The sequence below is a fragment of the Mycoplasmatota bacterium genome, assembly GCA_018394295.1.
Taxonomy (GTDB): domain Bacteria; phylum Bacillota_I; class Bacilli_A; order Haloplasmatales; family Haloplasmataceae; genus JAENYC01.
In genome coordinates this window covers 3,060,353-3,084,939 of sequence record CP074573.1, presented here as the reverse complement: position 1 = coordinate 3,084,939, position 24,587 = coordinate 3,060,353, and the positions used below count along the sequence as shown (strand labels likewise).

The window sequence follows — 24,587 nt, the reverse complement described above, 5'->3', positions numbered from 1 at the left end:
TGTGGTCCTCCTTTCTTTAATCCAACTATAATTAGCTGTTCTTTTTAACAGCGTCTTTAATCATTACTAAGGATTTTTTAGCACCTGGAACATTACCTCTAATTAAGATAATATTCTTTTCTGTGTCAACTTTAGCAACTTGTAAATTTTGGATTGTTACTGTTTCACTTCCCATGTGACCGCCAATGATTTTACCTTTAAATACACGAGCTCCATCAACACTTCCCATTGAACCAGGTCCACGATGATATCCAGAACCATGTGCCATTGGTCCACGTGATTGATTATTACGTTTAATTGGGCCAGTGAATCCTTTACCTTTTGAAGTACCAGTAACATCAACATATTCCCCTTCTGAGAACATGTCTACTTTTACCTCTTGACCAACTTCATAGCTCATCATTTCAGAACCACGAATTTCTTTAACGAAGCGCTTAGGTGCTGTTTCAGCTTTATTAGCGTGACCAGTTTTTGGTTTGTTAGCTAATATAGGTCTTAAGTCTTCTAAACCTAATTGAACAGCATCATATCCGTCAGTCTTTACGGTTTTCTTTTGTAATACAATGTTAGGAACAGCTTGTACTACAGTAACAGGAATTAAAAATCCATTGCTATCAAAAATTGATGTCATACCAATTTTTCTACCTAAGATTCCTTTGGTCATGAGTTACACCTCCTAAAAAATTATAATTTGATTTCAACATCAACACCAGATGGTAACTCTAAATGCATTAATGCATCAATCGTTTGTGGTGTTGGGTCGACAATGTCAACCAAGCGTTTATGTGTACGCATTTCAAATTGCTCACGAGAATCTTTATACTTGTGAACCGCACGCAACACTGTGTAGATTTGTCTTTCTGTTGGTAATGGGATTGGTCCAGATACGTTAGCACCTGATCTTTTCGCACTATCAACAATTTTTTTCGCTGATTGATCAATTAATCTGTGGTCATACGCTTTTAAGCGAATTCTTATTTTTTGATTTGCCATTACTTTGTTCCTCCTTTCGCCTATTTCGCAATAGACTGCTCCATGGAAATTAAACCTGACTGCACCTCGCCATGGCAAAGCGGCCGGGTGTATCAGCAACCTCCCACTTCTACGCTAGTCATAGACTTGTATATTATACACTATCACGAATGTTAATGCAACAATTTTTCGCAAATATTTTCATATTCATTATCGTTTACTTATCTTAATTTTATTCAAGATAAAAAAAATACAAATTATAGAAAAATTGCTAACTCATTTATTAAGTATATCTCATTTTATTAATATCATGTATAATTTTTACAGAAACAAAAAAGAATCTAATTACTATTAATTTCAATAAAAAAAAGATGCCATTTACATCTAAATTATATACACAATAGTAACACCATAACCACCTTTATAATCTTGAGCATATTCATAACTTTTAATTAATCCAGTAATCTTATATTCCTTCAATAAATCATGAATCGCCATTCTTAAAATTCCTTTACCTTTACCATGAGTTATTTTAATAATTGGGAACTGATGCATTGAAACATTTTCTATCACATAAGCTACATCCTTTAACGCTTCATACTTTGTATAACCATGCAAGTCTATTTCATAAACATTATCTAATGGGTCATATTGTTCTTCAACTTTAATTTGATCATACTTAGTATTTCTTTTAACAATTTCTAATTGTTTTTTATCCACAATAAATGATTGATTTTTACGCTCTACACGATATTCTCTATCATTCACTTTTTCAACGATAACGCCTGTTATATTGTATATTTTAACTAAAACTGTGTCTCCATTATTAAAAATGCTTTTCATCTTAATCCCTTACTTATAATATAATATTAAAAGTATACCATAAAACATATATAATTTAAACATTCTATATCATAGGGCAAAAAAAAGTTGCTAAATATAGCAACTTTTTATTTTGAAATTATTCAATTATTGAAACAACGTTTCCTGCACCGATTGTACGTCCACCTTCACGGATTGAGAATTTAGTACCATTTTCAACCGCAACGATTTTACCTAATTCAACTGTCATTTCAATGTTATCTCCAGGCATAACCATTTCTACACCTTCAGGTAATAAAATTTTACCTGTAACATCTGTTGTACGGAAGAAGAATTGTGGTTGGTAATTTGAGAAGAATGGCTTATGACGTCCACCCTCTTCTTTAGTTAAAACGTACACTTGTGCTGTAAATCTGTGATGAGGAGTTACTGAACCTGGTTTACATAAAACTTGACCACGTTCGATTTCATCACGTGAAACACCACGTAATAACGCACCGATGTTGTCTCCTGCTTCAGCGTAATCTAATAATTTACGGAACATTTCAACACCTGTACATACAGTTTGTTTTGTTTCTTTTAATCCAACGATAGAAACTGTATCTCCAACTTTTACTTGTCCACGTTCAACACGTCCGGTTGCAACAGTTCCACGACCAGTAATAGTGAAAACGTCTTCTACTGGCATTAAGAATGGTTTGTCAGAATCACGAGTTGGTGTAGGGATATATTCATCAACAGCAGCCATTAACTCTTCGATTTTTCCAACCCATTTTGCATCTCCATTTAATGCACCTAATGCAGAACCCATAACAACAGGTACTTCATCTCCTGGGAAGTCATATTCTGATAATAAATCACGAACTTCCATTTCTACAAGTTCTAATAATTCTTCATCATCAACCATATCACATTTATTTAAGAATACAACCATACGAGGTACTCCTACTTGACCTGATAAAAGAATATGTTCACGAGTTTGAGGCATTGGACCATCTGCAGCAGATACAACAAGGATTGCTCCATCCATTTGAGCAGCACCAGTAATCATATTTTTAACGTAGTCAGCATGACCTGGACAGTCAACATGCGCATAGTGACGACTTTCAGTTTGATACTCAACGTGAGCAGTATTAATGGTTATTCCACGAGCTTTTTCTTCTGGAGCAGCATCGATTTGATCATAACCCATGAAATCAGCTCCACCTTTTTGTGCTAATACAGATGTAATCGCGGCAGTTAAAGTCGTTTTCCCGTGGTCTACGTGTCCGATTGTACCAATATTAATATGTGGTTTAGTACGTTCGAATTTAGCTTTTGCCATTTGTATTTTCCTCCTTAATTTTACAATTTAACAATTTTATTTTACATTACTACTTGCAATTATGCAAGTATTAGATGTCTATTTTTAATTAACTATTTTTCTTAATAATTTCTTCCGAAATTGATTTTGGAACTTCTTCATAATGATCAATTTGCATTACGAAAGTTCCGCGCCCTTGTGTGTTTGAACGAAGTGATGTTGCATATCCAAACATTTCACTTAAAGGAATACCCGCTTTAATTACTTGCGCATTTCCTCTTTGTTCTTGTCCTTCTGGACGTCCACGACGGCTTACAATATCACCAATTACAGTTCCTAAATAATCCTCAGGAACAACTACTTCTACAGCCATAATTGGTTCTAATATAACAGCATGACATTTTTTTGCAGCTTCTTTTAATGCCATAGATGCAGCAATTTTAAATGCCATTTCTGAAGAATCGACATCATGATAAGATCCATCATATAAAGCAGCTTTAACGTCAACAACTGGATAACCAGCAAGTAAACCATTTTCTAATGCTTCACTAAGACCTTTTTGAACAGCTGGGATATATTCTCTTGGAACAGTTCCCCCTACTATTTCATCTTTAAATTCATACCCTTCACCGCGGTCATTTGGTTCAAAACGAATCCAAACATGTCCATATTGTCCACGACCTCCAGATTGGCGTACGAATTTACCTTCACATTCTGCACTATTTCTAATCGTTTCACGATAAGCAACTTGTGGTGCACCAACATTTGCTGAAACTTTAAACTCACGTTTCATACGATCAACAATTATATCAAGATGTAATTCACCCATTCCTTCAATAATTGTTTCACCAGTTTCTTTGTCTGTTGAAGCACGGAAAGTTGGATCTTCTTCAGATAATTTCTGTAATGCTAGACCCATTTTATCTTGGTCAGCTTTAGATTTTGGTTCAATAGCAACCGAAATAACTGGTTCTGGAAACTCCATAGATTCTAGAATAACAGGACTTGTTTGATCACACAATGTGTCACCTGTAGTCGTATGTTTTAATCCTACTGCAGCTGCTATATCACCAGAATAAACTTTTTTAATCTCTTCACGATGATTTGCATGCATTTGTAGAATACGACCAAGTCTTTCGCGTTGATTTTTTGTTGAATTTAATATATATGAACCTGAATTAATTGTACCCGAATACACGCGGAAAAATGTTAATCTTCCAACGAATGGGTCAGTCATGATTTTAAATGCTAATGCTGAGAATGGTTCCTCATCATTTGCATGTCGTTCAACTTCTGCACCATCATTTGTTGTTCCTTTAATAGCTGGAACATCAGTAGGTGCTGGTAAATAGTCTACAACTGCATTTAACATAAGTTGTACACCTTTATTTTTAAATGATGAACCACATAATACTGGGTAAAATTCTACCTTACAAGTTGCCGTACGGATGGCTTCTTTTAATTCAGAAACAGAAATTTCTTCTCCTTCTAAATATCTAATCATTAATTCTTCATCAGTTTCTGCAACTGCTTCAACTAATGCTTCTCTACTAATTTGTGCTTCTTCTAAATACTCTTCTGGAATTTCAGTTACTTCGATATTTGTCCCATCATCGCTATGATAAAAATAAGCTTTCATTTCGATAAGGTCTATAATACCACGGAATTGATCCTCTGCTCCAATAGGCATTTGAATAGCATGAGCATTAGCTCCTAGTCGTTTATGTAATGTTTGGATAGAATAGCTAAAATCTGCTCCTATCTTATCCATTTTATTACAATAAACAATTCTAGGCACCCCATATGTTGTTGCTTGACGCCACACAGTTTCTGTTTGTGGCTCTACCCCTGATTGTGCATCCAATACCGTAACAGCACCGTCTAAAACACGTAATGAACGTTCAACTTCAACTGTAAAATCTACGTGCCCTGGAGTATCAATAATATTGATTCTAAAATCATTCCATTGAGCAGTTGTAGCAGCTGAGGTAATTGTAATTCCACGTTCTTGTTCTTGTTCCATCCAGTCCATTGTTGCAGCACCTTCGTGAACTTCACCAATTTTGTGAATTCTTCCAGTGTAATATAGAATACGCTCAGTCGTTGTTGTTTTACCTGCATCAATGTGAGCCATAATCCCAATATTACGAGTTCTATCTAACGGGAATGCTCTACTCATGTTTTACCTCCTGTGAGTAAGTCTATCTCGAATAGTTTATACAAATTTTATGCTTTTATTACCAACGATAATGTGCAAATGCCTTATTAGCTTCAGCCATCTTATGAGTATCTTCACGTTTTTTCACAGAAGCACCTATATTGTTTGAAGCATCAATAATTTCATTTGCTAATCTTTCTTCCATTACTTTTTCGTTACGTAAACGCGCATATTGCGTTAACCAACGTAACCCTAAGGTAACACGACGATCTTGACGTACTTCAATTGGTACTTGATAGTTAGCTCCACCAATACGACGTGATCTAATTTCAAGAATAGGCATAATGTTTTCAAGTGCTGTTTCAAATACTTCAAGTGGATTTTTATCTGTCTTAGCTTCTATTCTTTTAAAAGCACCATATAAAATCCCTTGAGCAACACCTTTTTTACCATCTAACATAATGTTGTTAATTAATCTAGTAACTAACTTTGAATTATAAATTGGATCTGGTAATACATCTCTTTTAGGTACACTACCTTTACGAGGCATCTAAATCTCCTCCTTTCATTAATTTTCATTATAAATTAATAAAATTAATTATTTGCTCTATTAATTTCTTTTATAAATTAATAAAATTAATTATTTGTTCTATTAATTGCTATTATAAATTAATAAAATTGATTATTTTCTAGGTCTCTTTGCTCCATATAATGAACGACTTTGTTTTCTGTTTTCAACACCAGTAGCATCTAGAGTACCACGTACAATATGATAACGTACCCCTGGCAAGTCTTTTACACGTCCACCACGAATTAAGACCACACTATGCTCTTGTAATTTATGTCCGATACCAGGAATATAAGCTGTAACTTCTAAACCATTTGTTAAACGAACACGAGCAAATTTACGTAACGCAGAGTTTGGTTTTTTTGGTGTCATTGTTCCAACACGTGTACAAACGCCTCGTTTTTGTGGAGATTTAGTGTCAGTAAATTTTTTCTCTAAGCTATTATAACCAATATTTAAATGCGGTGATTTTGATTTAGTCGATTTTGTAGAACGACCTTTACGAACTAATTGACTAATTGTAGGCATATTATTTCCTCCTTTCATTTAGAATCTAGTACCACATATCCAGGTGGTTCATATTTGTCAAAAAACTATGTTTTGCAAGAAACCCTGCAAAACATGTTTTTCACAAAAGCCTTTAATATTTTATCAATTAACGAGAATGATGTCAATACATTTCTTATTAATCTTATAAAATATATTTTCCATAAGCATTATTATTTAATAATTTGCTGGTTTTTGTTGAAAAAAATCATAAGATTCACTATCATCAAGTTCTTCATCAATTATAGGTTCATTAATTTCTACTTGAATATTATCCACAGGAACAACACCAGTACCTGCTGGGATCAATTTACCAATAATTACATTTTCTTTTAATCCCAATAATTTATCAACTTTACCTTTAATAGCAGCATCAGTTAACACTCTTGTCGTTTCTTGGAATGAAGCTGCTGATAAGAACGAATCAGTTTCAAGTGCTGCTTTCGTAATACGTAACATCACAGGTACACCAATAGCTGGGTGTTGTCCTGCTAAGATATCTATTTTTGAATTATGCTCATCAAAATCATGTTTAGAAATCATTTGACCTGGTAATAATTCAGTATCACCTGTTTGAGCAATTTTAACTTTTTGCATCATCTGACGAATAATAACTTCGATATGCTTATCTTGAATTTCAACCCCTTGTGCTCTATAAACACGTTGTACTTCTCTTAAAATATACTGTTGAGCACTCTCAACATCTTTTACACGAAGTAATTCTTTAGGGTCAATTGGACCTTCTGTTATTAGGTCTCCAGCTTTTATTTCTTGTTTTTCATTAACAATAGGTTCTAATCCATAAGGTAACAGATATGATTTTTCATCATCAGTATTTTCATTATGAACACGAACTTCATATCTACCATCTTTTTTAAGTTCCTTTTTCAAGATGACACCATCTATTTCAGAAATATAAGCTCGACCTTTCGGATTTCTAGCTTCAAATAACTCTTGTACACGAGGTAAACCTTGCGTGATATCAGATCCTGCTACCCCACCGGTATGGAATGTACGCATTGTTAATTGTGTTCCTGGTTCTCCAATTGATTGCGCAGCCATAACACCAACTGCTTCACCAATTTCAACTATTTCACCTGTTGCTAAATTACGTCCATAACATTTTTTACAAACACCATGCTTAGCGTCACAGGTTAATAAACTACGGATATAAACTTCTTCTACACCAGCATCCACAATTTCACGAGCCATATCTTCATCAATATATGAATTGCATCGAGCAATTATATCTTTAGAACCAGGATAATACACATCTTTCGCTAAATAGCGTCCTGCAATCCGTTCTCCTAAAGATTCTATTTTTTCTTTTCCAATTACAATTTCGCTAACTCTAACACCTTTATCAGTTCCACAATCTTCTTCTCTAACGATTACATCTTGTGCAACATCTACTAAACGACGTGTTAAATAACCAGAGTCAGCTGTTTTCAATGCTGTATCGGCTAATCCTTTACGCGCACCATGTGTTGAGATAAAGAATTCAGATACGGTTAATCCTTCACGGAATGATGAAGTAATTGGTAATTCAATAGTTTCACCTTTCGGGTTGGCCATTAATCCACGCATACCAGCTAATTGTAAGAAGTTAGAAGCATTACCACGAGCCCCAGAATCTTGCATCATGAATATATGATTTTCTTTCGATAATCCTTTCATGACAATATCTTTCATTTCTTCTTTTGCTGTTTCCCATTCTTTAATAACACAACGATAACGTTCATTATTAGTTAATAAACCACGTTGGTATACTTGATTAATTTTATCAACCTTTTCTTGCGTATCATCAATCTTTTTATATTTTTCTTCTGATATCACAACATCTGTATAAGAAATAGTCATTCCTGCTAATGTTGAATACTTAAAACCTAAATTTTTCATGTTGTCAAGCATTCTAGAAGTTTCTGTCGTTTTAAATTGACGGAAGATTTCTAAAATAATTAACCCTAAAAATTTCTTTTTAAACGGTTCTACAGTTTTCTTATTAGCGATAAATTCTTTAATGTTTTCACCTTGAGAAACAAAATGATAACTTTGAATGTCTACTTCTAAGTTTTCTTTTGATGGTTCATTTAAATATGGGAATGAAGGTGGAAGAATTTCATTAAAGATTAATTTTCCTAATGTTGTAATTAAATAATGATTTTCATATTTTTCATTAAATTTTTTATTTACTAAAGCACTTGTTGGAATTGCAATTCTTGAATGAAGGGTAATAAATTTATTTTCATAAGCCATCACTGCTTCATTCTTATTTTTAAAGACAGTACCTTCACCTATCTCATTTTCTTTTTCGATCGTCAAGTAGTAATTTCCTAAAACCATATCTTGAGATGGAGTTACAACTGGTTTTCCATCTTTTGGATTTAGAATGTTGTTAGATGCAAGCATTAACAATCTAGCTTCCGCTTGTGCTTCTTGAGAAAGTGGTACGTGGACTGCCATTTGGTCTCCATCAAAGTCAGCATTAAATGCTGGCGTTACAAGTGGATGTAATCTTATAGCACGCCCTTCAACAAGTTTAGGTTCAAACGCTTGAATTCCCAATCTATGAAGTGTAGGCGCACGGTTTAATAAGACAGGATGTTCTCTAATAACATCTTCTACAATATCCCATACTCTATCATCAAGACGCTCTATTAATTTTTTAGCACCCTTAATATTCTGAGCAATTGATCTTTCAACTAATTGTCTAATCACAAAAGGTTTAAATAATTCCAAAGCCATTTCTTTAGGTAAACCACATTGATACATCTTTAAGCTTGGTCCAACAACAATAACAGAACGACCGGAATAATCAACACGTTTTCCTAATAAGTTTTGACGGAATCGACCTTGTTTTCCTTTTAACGTATGTGATAAAGATTTCAAAGGTCTATTACCAGCACCCATAATTGCTTTACCACGACGTCCATTATCAATCAAAGCATCCACTGCTTCTTGAAGCATCCGTTTTTCATTTCGAACAATAATACTTGGTGCTCCAATTTCAATTAATTTTTTTAAACGGTTATTACGATTAATAACTCTTCTATATAAATCATTTAAATCACTAGTAGCGAAACGTCCTCCATCTAATTGAATCATTGGACGTATTTCTGGTGGTATTACAGGTAATGCTTCTAAAATCATCCATTCCGGACGATTACTAGAATGTTTAAATGCTTCAACAACTTCAAGACGTTTAATCACTTTTGCATGTTTTTGTCCTTGAGTTACTTTTAAATCATCACGTAGATTTTTAGCTTCTTTATCTAGATTGATTTCTTGAAGTAATTTCTTTATTGCTTCAGCACCCATACCTGCTTTGAACTTATTACCATATTCACGTTCATATTTTTCATATTCTTTTTCACTTAATATTTGTTTTTTCAATAAAGGTGTAGTACCTGGGTCTATAACGACATATGAAATAAAGTACATTACTTCTTCTAATGATTTCGGCGACATATCTAAAAGCAATGCCATGCGACAAGGAATTCCTTTGAAATACCATATATGTGCAACTGGTGCTGCAAGTTCAATATGTCCCATTCGTTCACGACGAACTTTAGATTGTGTGACTTCTACACCACATCTGTCACAGACAACCCCTTTATATCGAATTTTTTTGTACTTTCCACAGTTACATTCCCAATCCTTAGTAGGACCAAAAATTCTTTCACAAAACAATCCATCTTTTTCAGGTTTTAACGTACGATAATTGATTGTTTCATGTTTAAGTACTTCACCATGAGACCATTCATGAATTTTTTCTGGCGAAGATAATCCAATTTTCATAAAATTAAAATTATTTACATCAACCAAGGTTCTTACCTCCCTGTAAGGTTATTGTTTATTTTATATTGATACAAGACTTGAATTATTCAGCATCATCTTCTATATCGTCATCATCAACGAGCACTTCATCATTATTATCATTATTGTCTATATCATTTGATTTATTTCGATATTCTAAACGATATTCATCTTCAATTCCACTAATTTCTCTTACAGTAGATTCTTCTAACAAACTATCTTTTAATTCAATCTCAGTATGTTCTGCATTCGTAATTTTTACATCCATTCCTAATGCCTGAAGTTCTTTAATCAGTACACGGAATGATTCAGGCACTCCTGGGTCTGGAATAGGTTCGCCTTTAATAATGGCTTCGTAAACTTTAACTCGACCAACAATATCATCAGATTTTACAGTTAAGATTTCTTGAAGTGTATAAGCGGCACCATAAGCTTCAAGGGCCCAAACTTCCATTTCACCAAATCTTTGACCTCCAAATTGTGCCTTACCACCAAGTGGTTGTTGTGTAACTAATGAATAAGGTCCTGTTGAACGAGCATGTAATTTATCATCAACCATGTGAGCTAACTTAATCATATACATAACGCCTACAGAAATACGATTATCGAATTCTTCACCAGTTCTTCCATCATAAAGTTTAGTTTTCGCATCTTGTGCCATATTCGCTTCACGAATAATAGCATCTAGGTCTTCAATTTGCACACCATCAAATACTGGTGTAGCAACATGAATGCCTAATTTTCTTGCCGCCATCCCTAGATGTAATTCTAATATTTGTCCAATATTCATCCGTGATGGAACTCCTAATGGGTTTAACATGATATCACATACTGTTCCATCTGGTAAGAATGGCATATCTTCCTCTGGTAGTATTTTTGAGATTACACCTTTGTTTCCATGACGTCCAGCCATTTTATCTCCTTCAGAGATTTTTCGCTTTTGAACGATGTAAACTCGAATAACCTCATTTACACCCGGTGCCATTTCATCCCCGTTTTTACGGGTGAAATGCTTAACATCATGGATAATTCCTTCACCACCATGAGGAACTCGTAGGGAGGTATCACGTACTTCACGAGCTTTTTCTCCAAAGATAGCATGTAGCAATCTTTCTTCAGCGGATAAGTCAGTCTGACCTTTTGCGGTAACTTTTCCGACCAAATAGCCACCTTCTTTAACTTCTGCTCCAACACGTATGATTCCGCGTTCATCTAAGTCTTTTAACGAATCATCACTAACACCTGGAATATCTCGAGTTATTTCCTCAGGTCCAAGTTTAGTATCACGTGCTTCAATTTCATATTCTTCTATATGAATTGATGTATACACATCATCTTTTACAAGACGTTCACTCATTATAATTGCATCTTCATAGTTATATCCATTCCAAGTCATGAAGGCAACTAAAACATTTCTACCTAGCGCTAATTCACCTTGATCCATTGAGAATCCATCAGCAATAACTTCTCCTGCCTCAACTGTTTCACCAATAGATACAATTGGTTTTTGATTAACACAAGTACTTTGATTTGAACGAACAAATTTTATTAACTTATACTTATCTAATCCACCTTGTAAATTGCGTATACGAATTACTTTAGCATCCGCATATTCAACCACACCAGATTTTTTCGCAATAACAGCTGAACCAGCATCTTTAGCTGCCTTATATTCAATTCCCGTTCCAACAATTGGTGCCTCAGGAACTAAAAGAGGAATTGCTTGACGCTGCATGTTAGCTCCCATTAACGCACGATTGGCATCATCATGCTCTAAGAAAGGAATACAAGCTGTCGCTACTGAAACAATTTGTTTAGGTGAAACATCAACATAATTAACATCTAGTGGGCTAACCATAATAGTTGCACCACGATGACGTGCAATTACTTTTTCATCAACAATCATTCTATTTTCATCAATTTTTAGATTAGCTTGAGATAAAACATAATAATCCTCTTCATCAGCAGTGAAATAATCAATTTCATCGGTAATATATGCTTTTCCATCAATTACTCTAACTTTACGATATGCTGTTTCAATGAATCCATAATCATTTACTTTTGCATAAGTCGCTAACTGGTTAATTAAACCAATGTTTGGTCCTTCAGGTGTTTCAATTGGGCACATACGTCCATAATGTGAATAATGCACATCTCGAACTTCCATTGAAGCTCTTTCTCTTGTTAACCCACCAGGTCCAAGTGCTGATAAACGACGTTTATTCGATATCTCTGCTAATGGATTTACTTTATCCATAAATTGTGATAATTGAGAACTTCCAAAAAACTCTTTAATAGCCGCTGTTACCGGTCTAATATTAATTAGATTCTGTGGTGTTAAATGTTCAGCTTCTTGTGTTGACATTCTTTCACGAACGACTCTTTCCATTCTCGTTAAACCAATTCTAAATTGGTTTTGAAGTAATTCTCCAACAAGTCTTAATCTTCTATTACCTAAATGGTCAATATCATCAAAATTTCCAACACCATAATTTAAATTAAAATAATAACTAACTGCGGCAATAATATCACTTGTTGTAACTACTAATTTTTCTTCCCTTTGGTTATTACCAACAACCACTAAATCTATTGGCTCTCCGTCTTCATTTAACACTTTCACCGTAGCACTTTGAACATAACAGTCAAAATCCTCTAAAGGTTCAAATAAAGATATTCTTTTTCTGTTAATAGCGGATATATCAACATTATTTTCAATCATATTATCATAATCTTCTTGTTTAAAGACATGACCAGCCTCAAATAAAACTTCACCAGTTTCGCTATCAATCAAAGGTTCAGCAAGTTCATTATCAACTAATCGATTGAAAAAGTTTAACTTTTTATTAAATTTATAACGACCAACCGCTGCTAAATCATAACGCTTATCGTCAAAAAAGCGAGCAAAAAATAAGCTTCTAGCTCCTTCTATGGTTGGCGGTTCTCCCGGGCGTAATTTTTCATAAATTTCAAGCAATGCTTCTTGGCAATTTTCAGTGCTATCTTTGTCAAAAGCATTTAATAATAAAAGATTTTCACCAAATATATCAAGAATTTCTTCTCTTGATATAAGCCCTAATGCCTTTAACAATACCGTTACTGGTAATTTACGTGTTCGGTCAACACGAACATAGGCAATTTGCTTAGCATCTTCTTCAAATTCTAACCAAGCACCACGAGTTGGTATAATTTGACCACTAATTTTTTCTTTTCCACTTTTCTTATCAATATCTTTATTACTGAAATAAACACCTGATGAGCGCACTAATTGTGTTACAATTACCCGCTCAGCTCCATTAATAATAAAAGTTCCTGTCTCTGTCATTAATGGTAAATCACCCATAAATACTTCTTGTTCAACCGCTTCTTGTTTTTCTAAATTGGTTAACCTAATTTTCACTTTTAATGGTGCAGAATAAGTAACATCACGTTCTTTAGCATCCAGAACCTCATATTTAGGTAATCCAATATCGTGCCCAACAAATTCTAATATTAAATTCTCACTATGATCTTTTATTGGTGAAATATCATTAAACATTCGAGTCATACCTTCGTTTAAAAATTTCCCAAAAGAATTCGTTTGAATTTCAATTAGATTAGGTAATTCAAGAGCTCCACTAATACGAGAATAATTTCGACGTATTCTTTTTCTTCCGTATCTGATTTCTTTGTAATTTTTGTTTTGTGTGTTCAAGAGAACCACCCCTTAATTATAAGATAGATATTTTAGGAGTTTTATATATTTAACCTTTTTTAAACAATATATAGGCATTATATAATAATATCATAATGATAAATTTAGGTCAATATATTTTTTTTATTTTTTTACACTTTTAAGCAGGTAATAACCTTTATCTCGACAAATGATTTCACAGTTTCCGTATATCTGATTTAATTTATCCATAGCTGAGGCAGCGCCTTGCTTTTTTTGTATAATGATGTAGATTGATCCTTTATTATTCAAGTAATCAATCGACTCTTCTAAAATTTGATGCACTACTCTTTTTCCTGCCCTAATAGGAGGATTTGTAAGAATACAATCATAACTAGTATTAATCATTTTAAAAATATTACTTTCAAAAATGGAAATATTTTTCAAATTATTTAATTTTGCATTTCTTCTCGCTAAGTTTATGGCTCTTAAATTAATATCAATTAAATCAAAATGAATATCAGAAAACTCCTTAGCTAAACTTATTCCGATAGGACCATAACCACAACCTATGTCTAATACATTTTTATACCACGACTCCATCGTGCAACCTTTTACCAATACTCGGGTTCCATAATCAATTGTCTTTTTAGAAAAAACACCATTATCTGTTATAAACTTCAATCTTTCTGTTAATAATTGAAATTCAAGTGTTCTTTCTTCACTTTTCGTATCTAAATTATTATTATAGTAATGATTTGTCAAAAGTATTCACCTCACAACAAATTTAACTAAAAAGATTTCAAAAAAAAGAAGTACAAAAACCTGAGAAGGCTCACTTCCCAGGTTAATCATACTATTTACTATTACTTAACTTCAACAACAGCGCCAACTTCTTCTAATTGTGCTTTGATAGTATTAGCTTCTTCTTCAGATACTTTTTCTTTTACTGCTTGAGGAGCTGAATCTACTAAAGCTTTTGCTTCTTTTAATCCTAATCCAGTTAACTCACGTACAACTTTGATAACTTTGATTTTTGATGCTCCTGCACTTGTTAATACAACATCAAATTCAGTTTGAGCAGCTTCTTCTTGTGCTCCACCAGCAACAGCCACAGGCGCAGCAGCAGTCACACCAAACTCTTCTTCAATTGCTTTAACTAAATCATTTAATTCTAAAATTGTCATCTCTTTTAATGACTCAATAATTTCAGTAGTTGTTAATTTTGCCATTTTTATTTTCCTCCTTAAAATTATAAATTATTCACTTACCTCAGTTTGGTTATCTTTTTCAGCAATTTGCTTAACTGCATAAGCTAAATTGCGCATTGGTGCTTGTAATACAGATAAAAGCATAGATAACATTCCATCTTTGTTCGGTAATTTTGCAACTTCAGCTAGTTGTTCAATAGATACATTTCTTTTTTCAATGAAACCACCTTTAAGTTGTAGGCTTTCATTTTTAGAACTAAATTCGTAAATTATTTTCGCAGGAGCAACAGCATCATTTTCACTAAAAGCGATTGCGCTTGGCCCAACAAATAACTTACTCATTTCTTCATATCCAGCTTCACTAGCAGCACGAGCAGAAATATTGTTTTTAATCACTTTTAATTCAACACCTTCATTACGAAGTTGCTTTCTTAATTCAGTTGACTGTTGAACTGTTAAACCACGAGGGTCAACAACAACACAAGATACTGAGTTTTTAAATTTTTCTGCAAGTTCATTTACTTGTTGTTTTTTAGCCTCTAAAATAGCTGAATTCATCATTACACCTCCTGAGTTTAATTATACCGTAGGAAAAAAAATATCCTCTTTATACCAAGAGGATATCATAATTATTATATTATAATAACCTCGGTAGGATAATTAAGCTTTCTAGCCCCTACTGTCTACGGTATTCGTTTTCTTATTTAATTATTATTTAATGATTGAACTAGAATCTACTTTGATTCCAGGACCCATAGTAGAAGTTAAAGATATGTTTTTCATATAAACACCTTTAACAGTTGCTGGTTTAATACGCATCATTCTCTCATAAATAGTTTTAACATTTTCTGTTAACTTTTCATTATCAAATGATACTTTTCCAACAGGAACATGAATATTCCCTACTTTGTCAACACGATATTCTACTTTACCTGCTTTAATTTCATTAACAGCTTTCGCAACATCCATAGTGACTGTACCTGTTTTAGGATTTGGCATTAATCCTTTAGGACCTAAAATACGTCCTAATCTTCCTAATTGAGGCATCATGTCTGGAGTAGCTACGATTACATCAAATCCAAACCAACCTTGTTGAATTTTATTAATATAATCAGCATCACCAACAAAATCAGCTCCAGCTTCAGTAGCTTCTTTCGCTTTATCGCCTTGAGCAATTACTAATACAGTACGTGTTTTCCCTGTTCCGTGAGGTAATACAACTGCTCCACGTAAATTTTGTTCAGCCTTACGCGGATCTAATCCCATACGGAAAGCAATTTCTACTGTAGCGTCAAATTTGACATAGCTCGTTTTTTTAACTAATTCTACAGCTTCTTCAATTGAATAAAGCTGGTTGCTATCAACTAGTTTTAAAACTTCAGCATGTTTTTTTCCTATACTAGCCATCTTGGCACCTCCTAAAATGTGGTTAAACGGAATCTCCTCCCACAATCTAGGTTGCAATACAACCTAAAAGTAGTTTAGTCTTCAACAACGATTCCCATGTTTCTAGCTGTTCCTTCAATAATTCTAGTAGCAGCTTCAATGTCACTTGCGTTTAAATCGGGCATTTTCATTTCGGCTATTTCGCGAACTTTATCGCGTTTAATAGTAGCTACTTTAGTTGTTTTTGCATTTGATGAACCACTACTAATTCCTGCAGCTTTCTTCAATAAATCAGAAGCTGGTGGCGTTTTGGTAATAAATGTAAATGAACGATCATCATAAACAGAAATTACAACAGGAACTATGTTACCCATCATATCACGTGTACGTTCATTGAATTCTGAACAAAACTGAGCACTGTTTACACCTGCTTGACCTAAAGCTGGTCCTACTGGTGGAGCTTGAGTTGCTTTTCCAGCGTTCAATTGTAATTTAATAACTTTGGTTACTTGTTTAGCCACGAGACAACACCTCCTCTAGTCCGTGATGTGGTTAAATGGATGATTGAAATTTATCCTCCCACGCAAATTGAGCATAAAGCGCAATAAAAAAGCATAGCTAAAAAGGACGCTAGCTATGCTATGATACCATTAATTTTAAATAAAATCAAGACTTTTTAATCAATTTTTTCAACTTGTGTAAATTCAAGTTCAAATTTTGTCTGTCTACCAAAGAAATCAACTAAAACTTTTAAAACCATTTTATCATAATCAATCTCATCAACAATACCATTTTGACCAGTAAAAGGTCCAGATTTAATTCTTACACTCTCGCCAACTTTGACTTTTAAGTCATATTCTGCACGATGTAAACCTAATTTTTTCAAAATAGGATCAATTTCTCCAGGACGTAAAGGAACAGGTTTTGCACCTTTCCCACTTGAACCAATAAATCCAGTTACGTTAGGTGTATTTCTAACAACATACCAAGATTCATCTGTAACAACCATTTCTATAAATACATATCCAGGAAAGATTTTTCTAACCTTTTCTTTTTTAACACCTTTTTTAATTTCAACTTCTGTTTCTTCAGGGATAATTACACGAAATATTTGATTTTCCATCCCCATAGATTCAATACGACGTTCTAAATTATTTTTTACAGTGTTCTCAAGTCCTGAATAAGTTTGTACAACAAACCAATTTTTCTCTTCCATTATGTAAACCTCCTAGTAGCTAGAAGAAAAGATAATATAAGTTTATTTTATGTCAATTCCAAAAATATTTTCCAACCAAATTGGGGCGTTGGTTAAGAATAAGTCTAAAATTAAGAAAAATACACTGAAAAATATTATAAATGTAAATACTTTTTTACTATAATCAACCATTTCTTTACCAGTTGGCCAATGAACTTTCTTCATTTCCTTAATTGATTGAGCAATTGTTTCGTTAAATCCAGTTAAAATAGCTAATATCGCTAACACAACTAAAGCACCAATTAAGAAAGTTTTTGTTGCGTTACCCAATAATGGTAAATTTGTTTTTAATGCTAATGTTCCTATTGCTAATAACAAAGCTAATACAATTAAAATAACAGCGATTGTTATAAAGAAAATTGATTCAATAGTAATTCCTTTTTTCTCTTCCGTTTGATTAACTGAATGAGTTTCTAAGTAACTGAAGAATTTATCAATTTGCTTAGAAAATGCAATGAACAAAAAGAAAATACCTAAAATTGATGATGTTAAAGATAAGATTAACTTCGTTTCATTTGTAAATGCTCCTCTATAATCTATCTCAATTAAAAACCATTCAATAGCACCTGTTACGGTAAAGATTGCTAAAATGATTCCTATAAATCCTAATAGACCCGAAACATATTTTACAATACCATATATTGTTTCTTTACGAGTATTCATTTTAATTGTTCCTCCTACTTAGTTTCTTTATGTAAGGTATGTTTATTACAATGCCTACAAAACTTTTTAATTTCTAAACGTTCTGTTGAAATTAATTTATTCTTATCAGCGGTATAATTTCGCGAGAGACATTCAGTACATACTAAAATAATTTTTGTTCTCATAAAAATTTTTCACCTATTATACACAATCTAACTTATAATACTTTAACAAATAAAAAGATAAATGTCAATACTTAGTATTGATTCAATTTTTGTTCAATCTTCTTTTTTGCTTTAGCTATAATTACATAAACTTGTTTTTTGGGTATTTGATATTCCTTACTTAATTCTTGAATCGTATATCCTGTAATATAATATCGATAAATGTTCTTTTCAAGATAACTCATTTGCACGAGCGCTTTGTGATAAACATTTTCATAATGCATTTTAGCAAAGATATAATCTTCAATATTATTCTTCATATGACTTAATTTACTAATTTCTACTTCAGTATAATAAGAATCAAGGGAATAACTGTATTGATGAATCTTATTCTTCTTTCTACCTTGATTTCTCAGAAAAGATAAAATTTGCCGATCAATACAGAGTGATGCAAATGAAGTAAAATTAGCGCCTTTATTATCTTTAAAAGCACGTATGGCTTTTAATAACCCCAATCTTCCTTCTTGAAGAGCATCATCATAATCTTTTGGTATAATCTTATATTTAGATAGTATAATCTTAATAATATATTCATATTCAATAAGTGCTTTATTTATTGATTTTTCATCATTTTGACGCATTGCGTCTGTCCTCCTTAAATTAATTTAGAGGGGACAACGTTGATTTAACACTTCATATAGAATAATAGAAGTTGCAACAGATGCATTTAATGAAGTGATATGACCTTTCATTGGTAACTTAACTACCATATCACAATTTTCTTTTACCAGGCGACTAATTCCTTTTCCTTCACTACCAATAACAAGAGCGATAGGGGCTTTAGCATCCATTTGGCGGTAATCCAATTTTGTATCCATATCACATCCAATAATCCATAAACCCATTTTTTTTAATTGTTTAATCGTATTTGTTAAATTAGTTACTTTAGCTACTTTAACATACTTAATAGCACCTGTTGATAACTTAGCAACCGTTGCATTTAAACTGACAGACCGATTTTTAGGAATAATGATTCCATGAACCCCACTACAATCAGCAGTCCTTAATATAGCACCTAAATTATGAGGGTCCTCAAGTCCATCTAAAATGACAATAAATGGATTTTCATTTTTTTGTTTTGCTACATTTAACATATCCGTTATTTCATAATATGGAAAGGGGGCAATTTTACAGATAATTCCTTGATGATTTCCTTTTACTAATCGATCTAATTGTTTACGCCCTACGATTTGGTAGGTAATATTGGCTTTCTTAATTAAAGAATGAATCATAGGTTCTTTATTAATAACTAACTCCGTCACCAAAACTTCCTCGATTTTATGTCCAGATTTAATCATTTCGATAACTGTATTTTTTCCATAAATATATTCTGCCATATCATCACCAACTTTCAACTAATTCAATAGCGAATAGAATTATTTTATTTAATCTTTCTTTTTTTTCCATTAAATATAAATATCCAATCAATGATTCAAAAGAAGTACTATGTTTATAGGTTAAAATATCAACATTATGTTTTTTATGATTGATTTTCGCATTTCTACCTCTTTTAACAATTTCGATTTCTTCTTCTAATAAATCTTTATTTTTCATTAAGTGATTAATGATTTTTGCTTGAGCTGTTGCAGAAACATATTTCGTTGCCAATTTATGTAAATCATTGACTTTAGTATATCCTTTATTAATCAAATATTGTCTAATCCATAAATCGTAATATGCATCTCCAATATAAGCCAAGCTAACACCATTTAATAATTTATAATTTACCATATTTTATATATTTATTCCTTTTTCATTTAATATCGCTCGAATTTTATCAGCTTTTTCAAAATCTTTATTTTTTCTAGCTTCTTCTCTTATTTTAATTAAATCTCTAATTTCATTATCTAATCGTGGAATCTCATAACTAATTCCAAAAATCATTAAAATCTGTTTAAAGGTATGATGTAAACTTAACATATACTTTAATTCATCTATAGTGAATATTTGCTTACGAATAACCTTATTAACTTCTTTTATTAAATTCATTAAAGCAGTAATCGCATTCGCTGAATTAAAATCATCATCCATTGCTTGATTAAATTGATTGATTATAGTCTGTGAAAAATCATTAATTGATACCACTTCATCTAAATAATGATTTAAATCTAACTTCATTTGAAGTTGTTTATAAGAAGTTTCAATCTTAGTTACCTCATTTTTAATATTCTCTATATTTTCAAATGTATAATTAAGTGGTTGACGATAATGTGTAGAAAGCATAAATAAACGTAATACACGAAAATCATAATGAGATAAAAAATCATTAATTAATATATAGTTTCCTAACGATTTACTCATTTTTTCATTATCAATCATTAATCGACCATTGTGCATCCAATAATTAGCTAATATTGTTTTATTCATCGCCATCGATTGGGCAATTTCATTTTCATGATGTGGAAACTTTAAATCTGAACCTCCACCATGAATATCAATTAATGAACCTAAAGTATCATTTATCATCGCAACACATTCTGTGTGCCATCCAGGTCTACCCTTTCCCCAAGGAGAATCCCACTTGATTCCATCATCTGTCTTCTTCCATAATGTAAAGTCTAAAGGATTTTGTTTTTTACTATGTTCTGTAATTCTTGCACCAATTTCAAGACTTTCTGTTTCTTGATTTGATAATTGGCCATAGGAACTTATCTTATTGACTGAAAAATAAACATCACCCTCTACTTCATAGGCATAACCTAAATTTTCAAGTTCTTTTATATAATTTATAATATTTGACATATAATCAGTTACACTAGGGTTTATATCAAATTCAACACAATTTAATTGCTTAACATTTTCTAAAAAAGCTTCTTTATATCGGTTAGCAATAACCTCTTCACTAACCTGATTTTCTTTAGCTGCATTAATAATTTTATCATCGACATTTGTAATGTTTGATACATAAGTTACATCATAACCACGATGTTCTAAATATCTTTTGACCACATCGAAAAAAATAACAGGTCTAGCATTTCCTATATGAATGTAATTATAAACAGTTGGCCCACATACATACATATTCACCTTATTAGGTATAATTGTTTTGAATACTTCTTTCTGATTCGTTAACGAATTATAGATATACATAATATCACCTCTTTATATATAATTTGCATGCTAATTTAATTTTGTGCTATTTTATGACAAATTGCAAGACTTTTCATTTGTGCAAATACAAAAGCCGCACGTATGCGGCTTTATACCCACATACTAAGCAGGTAATAATGCTAGTGTTTTTTCTAGTCGATTAATTACTTCTACTTTACCTAATAATTCAATTACTTTTGGTAAATCAGGTCCATGCATTTGTGATGTTGTTGCGATTCGACAAGGCATATACAACAGTTTCCCTTTTGCCTTTGTTTCTTTCCCTGCCATTTTAATACATTTTTTAATATTCTCAGTATTAAATTCAGTTAATTCCTCTAATTTCAATTTAAATACTTCTAATGTTGTTTTAACACCATCTTGTTTAATAAATGTTAATTCTTCTTCATCAATCACAAAATCTTTTTCAAAAAATTCATGATACAATGAGATTATTTCTGCGCCAAAAGACATTCTATCATGGAATAAACCAACTAACTTTGTAATCCATTCTGTTGATTTCTCTTTCAATGTCTCATGGCAATCAATATGGGGTTTACACAATGTTACCATATTTTCAAGGAGTAATTCTTTAATATAACGATTATTTATATACATTAACTTATTTTTATCAAACGTTGCAGGTGATTTAGATAAACGTTTCTCATCAAATTTATCGATTATCTCTGCTTTCGATAAGATTTCCTCTTCTCCTTCAGGACTCCATCCTAATAAGGAAATAAAGTTAAATAACGCTTCTGGTAAATAGCCCATTTTTTCATACTGAGAAATGAAAGCAATAATATTTGGATCCCTCTTTGATAACTTTTTCCCATCTTCTTTAACAATCAATGTCATATGTCCAAATGTAGGATAATCCCAACCAAAGGCATCATATATCCCCATTTGTTTAGGAGTATTAGTAATATGCTCTTCACCGCGTAATACATGGGTTATATCCATTAAATGATCATCAATCACTACCGCAAAATTATAAGTAGGGATACCATTTCGTTTCATAATTACCCAGTCACCAATATCTTCAGATGAAAATGAAACCTCTCCTTTCACAATATCCTTGAAAACATAGGTAACATTTTCTGGTACTTGAAACCGAATAGTATATTCACCACGTTTTTCTAATTCTTTTAATTCCTCACTTGAAGCATTTAAACAACGACGTGAATAATGCATATGAGATGCCTTATCTTCTGATAACTCTTCACGTTCTTTTGCGAGTTCTTCTTCAGTACAATAACATTTATAAGCTAATCCGCGTTCAACAAGCTCCATTGCGTACCTTTTATAGATATCTAATCTTTCTAACTGACGATATGGGGCATACTTAGGGTTTGCTTTATCCACAGATTCATCATAATCAATCCCTAACCATTTTAGATGTCTTAATTGTGATTGTTCACCTTCAGATACATTTCGTTCTACATCTGTATCTTCAATACGAACGATAAAATCCCCCCCGTGTTTTTTCGCATATAAAAAGTTAAACAACGCGGTTCTAGTATTTCCAATATGTAAATAGCCTGTAGGGCTTGGTGCGTATCTTACACGAACTTTCATGATTCCTCCTATTTAATCAATCGTTTTTATTATCTTCAATATTTTAACATAATTTTTCCAAAAAAACAGTGTTATCGAATTAAATGTTTATATTTCTGAAATAATATATCACTTAGTTCAACAGTTACATCAATTCCTTCATCTATATAACTTTCTCTAATTACATTGGCATTTTCTTTTAAGTAATTAAAAATATACCCACTAGCATATGGAATTAACATTTTAACTGTTTTATAATTTTTAAATAATATTTTACTCGTTTCATTAAGTAAATGATCAATATTAGATTTATTTTTAGCGGAAATAAAGACTCCATCCCCTACATTCAAGCTATCAAACTTATCAATTTTATTATAAACATGAATGATTGGAATGCCAGTGACACCGATTTCTTTTAATACTTTTTCTGTCACTTCTAATTGTCTTTCATAATCTTTATTTGATAAATCAATGACATGTAATATTAAATCAGCTTCAGTAATTTCTTCTAATGTAGACCGAAAAGCTTTTACCAATTGATGGGGTAACCGACTAACAAAGCCAACAGTATCCGTCAATAATAATTTCTTTTTAGACTCTAAAACAATTTGTCTTGTTGTGGTTTCTAATGTCGCAAATAATAAATCTTGCGCAACAACCCTTTTATCGTCATTTTTAACAATACTATAATCTAATAATGTATTCATCAAAGTAGATTTACCTGAATTTGTATACCCAACTAAACTAACTATAGGAATTTCATTTTTATTACGTCTTCGTCTTTGTACTTGACGATTTGAAACCATCGTACTTAATTCCTGTTCTAATAATGAAATTTGTTTTTCAATTTTACGTCTATCTAATTCATATTTTGTTTCACCAGGACCTCTTGTACCTAAACGTTCATTAAAATTACCCCTCATAATACTAATTCTTGGTAATATGTATTTTAATTGAGCAATTTCAACTTGAAGCATTGCTTCTTTCGTCTTAGCACGTCTTGCAAAAATGTCTAATATCAATAAGGTTCTATCAATGATTTGACATCCAATAATTTCCTGAATATTTCTTGTTTGAGAAGTCGATAGATCATCATTAAAGGCAACCATTTCAATATCATTTGCTTCTACAAATTGCTTTATTTCATCGACTTTTCCCGACCCTAAATAAGTAGCTGCAGTTATTGTTCTTAATTTTTGAGTTATTTGACCAATCACATTTAATTCACAACTAATAGCTAAATTTTCTAATTCTTCCATCGAATATATGAACTCTTCTTCATCATTTGTATAAGTCCCTACGAGTAAGGTTCTTTCATATTTTTTTTCATTATTTACATTCAAATAAGATCATCTCCATTTACTATTTATTATTATAACTGAAAAGAA

General features: G+C 32.2%; 23 protein-coding genes and 1 other annotated feature. All 23 genes read right to left on the bottom strand.

Annotation, left to right across the window (positions count from 1 at the left end; genetic code table 11):
* Positions 1–31 precede the first annotated feature (31 nt).
* The 23 genes from rplC to hflX all read right to left on the bottom strand — a co-directional run bounded on the left by rplC (position 32) and on the right by hflX (position 24,542).
* Complete coding sequence (rplC, locus tag KHQ81_14655) at positions 32–664, bottom strand: 50S ribosomal protein L3 (protein ID QVK18046.1); 633 nt, start codon at positions 662–664, stop codon at positions 32–34.
* Positions 665–684: 20 nt separating this feature from the next.
* Positions 685–993: a 30S ribosomal protein S10 gene (gene rpsJ / locus KHQ81_14650; protein QVK18045.1), complete on the bottom strand. Its 309-nt coding sequence runs from the start codon at positions 991–993 to the stop codon at positions 685–687.
* Between the two features lie 363 nt (positions 994–1,356).
* A complete protein-coding gene (locus KHQ81_14645; GenBank protein QVK18044.1) occupies positions 1,357–1,815 on the bottom strand; it encodes a Smr/MutS family protein in 459 nt (152 codons plus the stop codon).
* A 118-nt stretch (positions 1,816–1,933) separates the two neighbouring features.
* Positions 1,934–3,118 (bottom strand): elongation factor Tu, encoded by a 1,185-nt coding sequence (gene tuf, locus KHQ81_14640; GenBank protein ID QVK18043.1) that lies wholly within the window; start codon positions 3,116–3,118, stop codon positions 1,934–1,936.
* Between the two features lie 88 nt (positions 3,119–3,206).
* Positions 3,207–5,276 (bottom strand): elongation factor G, encoded by a 2,070-nt coding sequence (fusA, locus tag KHQ81_14635; protein ID QVK18042.1) that lies wholly within the window; start codon positions 5,274–5,276, stop codon positions 3,207–3,209.
* Between the two features lie 58 nt (positions 5,277–5,334).
* A complete protein-coding gene (gene rpsG / locus KHQ81_14630; GenBank protein ID QVK18041.1) occupies positions 5,335–5,805 on the bottom strand; it encodes a 30S ribosomal protein S7 in 471 nt (156 codons plus the stop codon).
* A gap of 132 nt (positions 5,806–5,937) precedes the next feature.
* Complete coding sequence (rpsL, locus tag KHQ81_14625) at positions 5,938–6,351, bottom strand: 30S ribosomal protein S12 (protein ID QVK18040.1); 414 nt, start codon at positions 6,349–6,351, stop codon at positions 5,938–5,940.
* A 195-nt stretch (positions 6,352–6,546) separates the two neighbouring features.
* Positions 6,547–10,194, bottom strand: a complete 3,648-nt coding sequence (gene rpoC, locus KHQ81_14620) for a DNA-directed RNA polymerase subunit beta' (GenBank protein ID QVK18039.1) — start codon at positions 10,192–10,194, stop codon at positions 6,547–6,549.
* Positions 10,195–10,249: 55 nt separating this feature from the next.
* Positions 10,250–13,876 carry a DNA-directed RNA polymerase subunit beta gene (gene rpoB / locus KHQ81_14615; protein ID QVK18038.1) on the bottom strand — a complete coding sequence of 1,209 codons (3,627 nt, stop codon included), beginning with the start codon at positions 13,874–13,876 and terminating at the stop codon, positions 10,250–10,252.
* Between the two features lie 123 nt (positions 13,877–13,999).
* The gene (locus tag KHQ81_14610) at positions 14,000–14,599 is read right to left on the bottom strand and encodes a class I SAM-dependent methyltransferase (protein QVK18037.1); all 600 of its coding nucleotides are present in this window, start codon (positions 14,597–14,599) and stop codon (positions 14,000–14,002) included.
* A gap of 101 nt (positions 14,600–14,700) precedes the next feature.
* The gene (gene rplL / locus KHQ81_14605; GenBank protein ID QVK18036.1) at positions 14,701–15,066 is read right to left on the bottom strand and encodes a 50S ribosomal protein L7/L12; all 366 of its coding nucleotides are present in this window, start codon (positions 15,064–15,066) and stop codon (positions 14,701–14,703) included.
* Between the two features lie 27 nt (positions 15,067–15,093).
* Positions 15,094–15,603 (bottom strand): 50S ribosomal protein L10, encoded by a 510-nt coding sequence (gene rplJ, locus KHQ81_14600; protein QVK18035.1) that lies wholly within the window; start codon positions 15,601–15,603, stop codon positions 15,094–15,096.
* 28 nt (positions 15,604–15,631) lie between these two features.
* Positions 15,632–15,752, bottom strand: a sequence feature (ribosomal protein L10 leader region).
* A 4-nt stretch (positions 15,753–15,756) separates the two neighbouring features.
* Positions 15,757–16,452 carry a 50S ribosomal protein L1 gene (gene rplA, locus KHQ81_14595; GenBank protein QVK18034.1) on the bottom strand — a complete coding sequence of 232 codons (696 nt, stop codon included), beginning with the start codon at positions 16,450–16,452 and terminating at the stop codon, positions 15,757–15,759.
* A 74-nt stretch (positions 16,453–16,526) separates the two neighbouring features.
* Entirely contained in the window at positions 16,527–16,952 is a 426-nt protein-coding gene (rplK, locus tag KHQ81_14590; protein QVK18033.1) for a 50S ribosomal protein L11, read from the bottom strand.
* A 155-nt stretch (positions 16,953–17,107) separates the two neighbouring features.
* Positions 17,108–17,647: a transcription termination/antitermination protein NusG gene (gene nusG, locus KHQ81_14585; GenBank protein QVK18032.1), complete on the bottom strand. Its 540-nt coding sequence runs from the start codon at positions 17,645–17,647 to the stop codon at positions 17,108–17,110.
* Between the two features lie 42 nt (positions 17,648–17,689).
* Positions 17,690–18,349, bottom strand: coding sequence for a preprotein translocase subunit SecE (secE, locus tag KHQ81_14580; protein QVK18031.1), 660 nt, complete (start codon positions 18,347–18,349; stop codon positions 17,690–17,692).
* A 14-nt stretch (positions 18,350–18,363) separates the two neighbouring features.
* Positions 18,364–18,513 (bottom strand): 50S ribosomal protein L33, encoded by a 150-nt coding sequence (rpmG, locus tag KHQ81_14575; protein ID QVK18030.1) that lies wholly within the window; start codon positions 18,511–18,513, stop codon positions 18,364–18,366.
* 71 nt (positions 18,514–18,584) lie between these two features.
* On the bottom strand, positions 18,585–19,133 hold the full coding sequence (locus KHQ81_14570) for a sigma-70 family RNA polymerase sigma factor (GenBank protein ID QVK18029.1): 549 nt from the start codon (positions 19,131–19,133) through the stop codon (positions 18,585–18,587).
* A 24-nt stretch (positions 19,134–19,157) separates the two neighbouring features.
* Positions 19,158–19,889, bottom strand: coding sequence for a 23S rRNA (guanosine(2251)-2'-O)-methyltransferase RlmB (gene rlmB, locus KHQ81_14565; protein QVK18028.1), 732 nt, complete (start codon positions 19,887–19,889; stop codon positions 19,158–19,160).
* A 4-nt stretch (positions 19,890–19,893) separates the two neighbouring features.
* Complete coding sequence (locus KHQ81_14560) at positions 19,894–20,283, bottom strand: ribonuclease III (protein QVK18027.1); 390 nt, start codon at positions 20,281–20,283, stop codon at positions 19,894–19,896.
* A 3-nt stretch (positions 20,284–20,286) separates the two neighbouring features.
* Positions 20,287–21,642 carry a cysteine--tRNA ligase gene (gene cysS / locus KHQ81_14555; protein QVK18026.1) on the bottom strand — a complete coding sequence of 452 codons (1,356 nt, stop codon included), beginning with the start codon at positions 21,640–21,642 and terminating at the stop codon, positions 20,287–20,289.
* Positions 21,643–21,765: 123 nt separating this feature from the next.
* A complete protein-coding gene (locus KHQ81_14550) occupies positions 21,766–23,220 on the bottom strand; it encodes a glutamate--tRNA ligase (GenBank protein QVK18025.1) in 1,455 nt (484 codons plus the stop codon).
* A gap of 71 nt (positions 23,221–23,291) precedes the next feature.
* Entirely contained in the window at positions 23,292–24,542 is a 1,251-nt protein-coding gene (gene hflX, locus KHQ81_14545) for a GTPase HflX (protein QVK18024.1), read from the bottom strand.
* Positions 24,543–24,587: the final 45 nt, after the last annotated feature.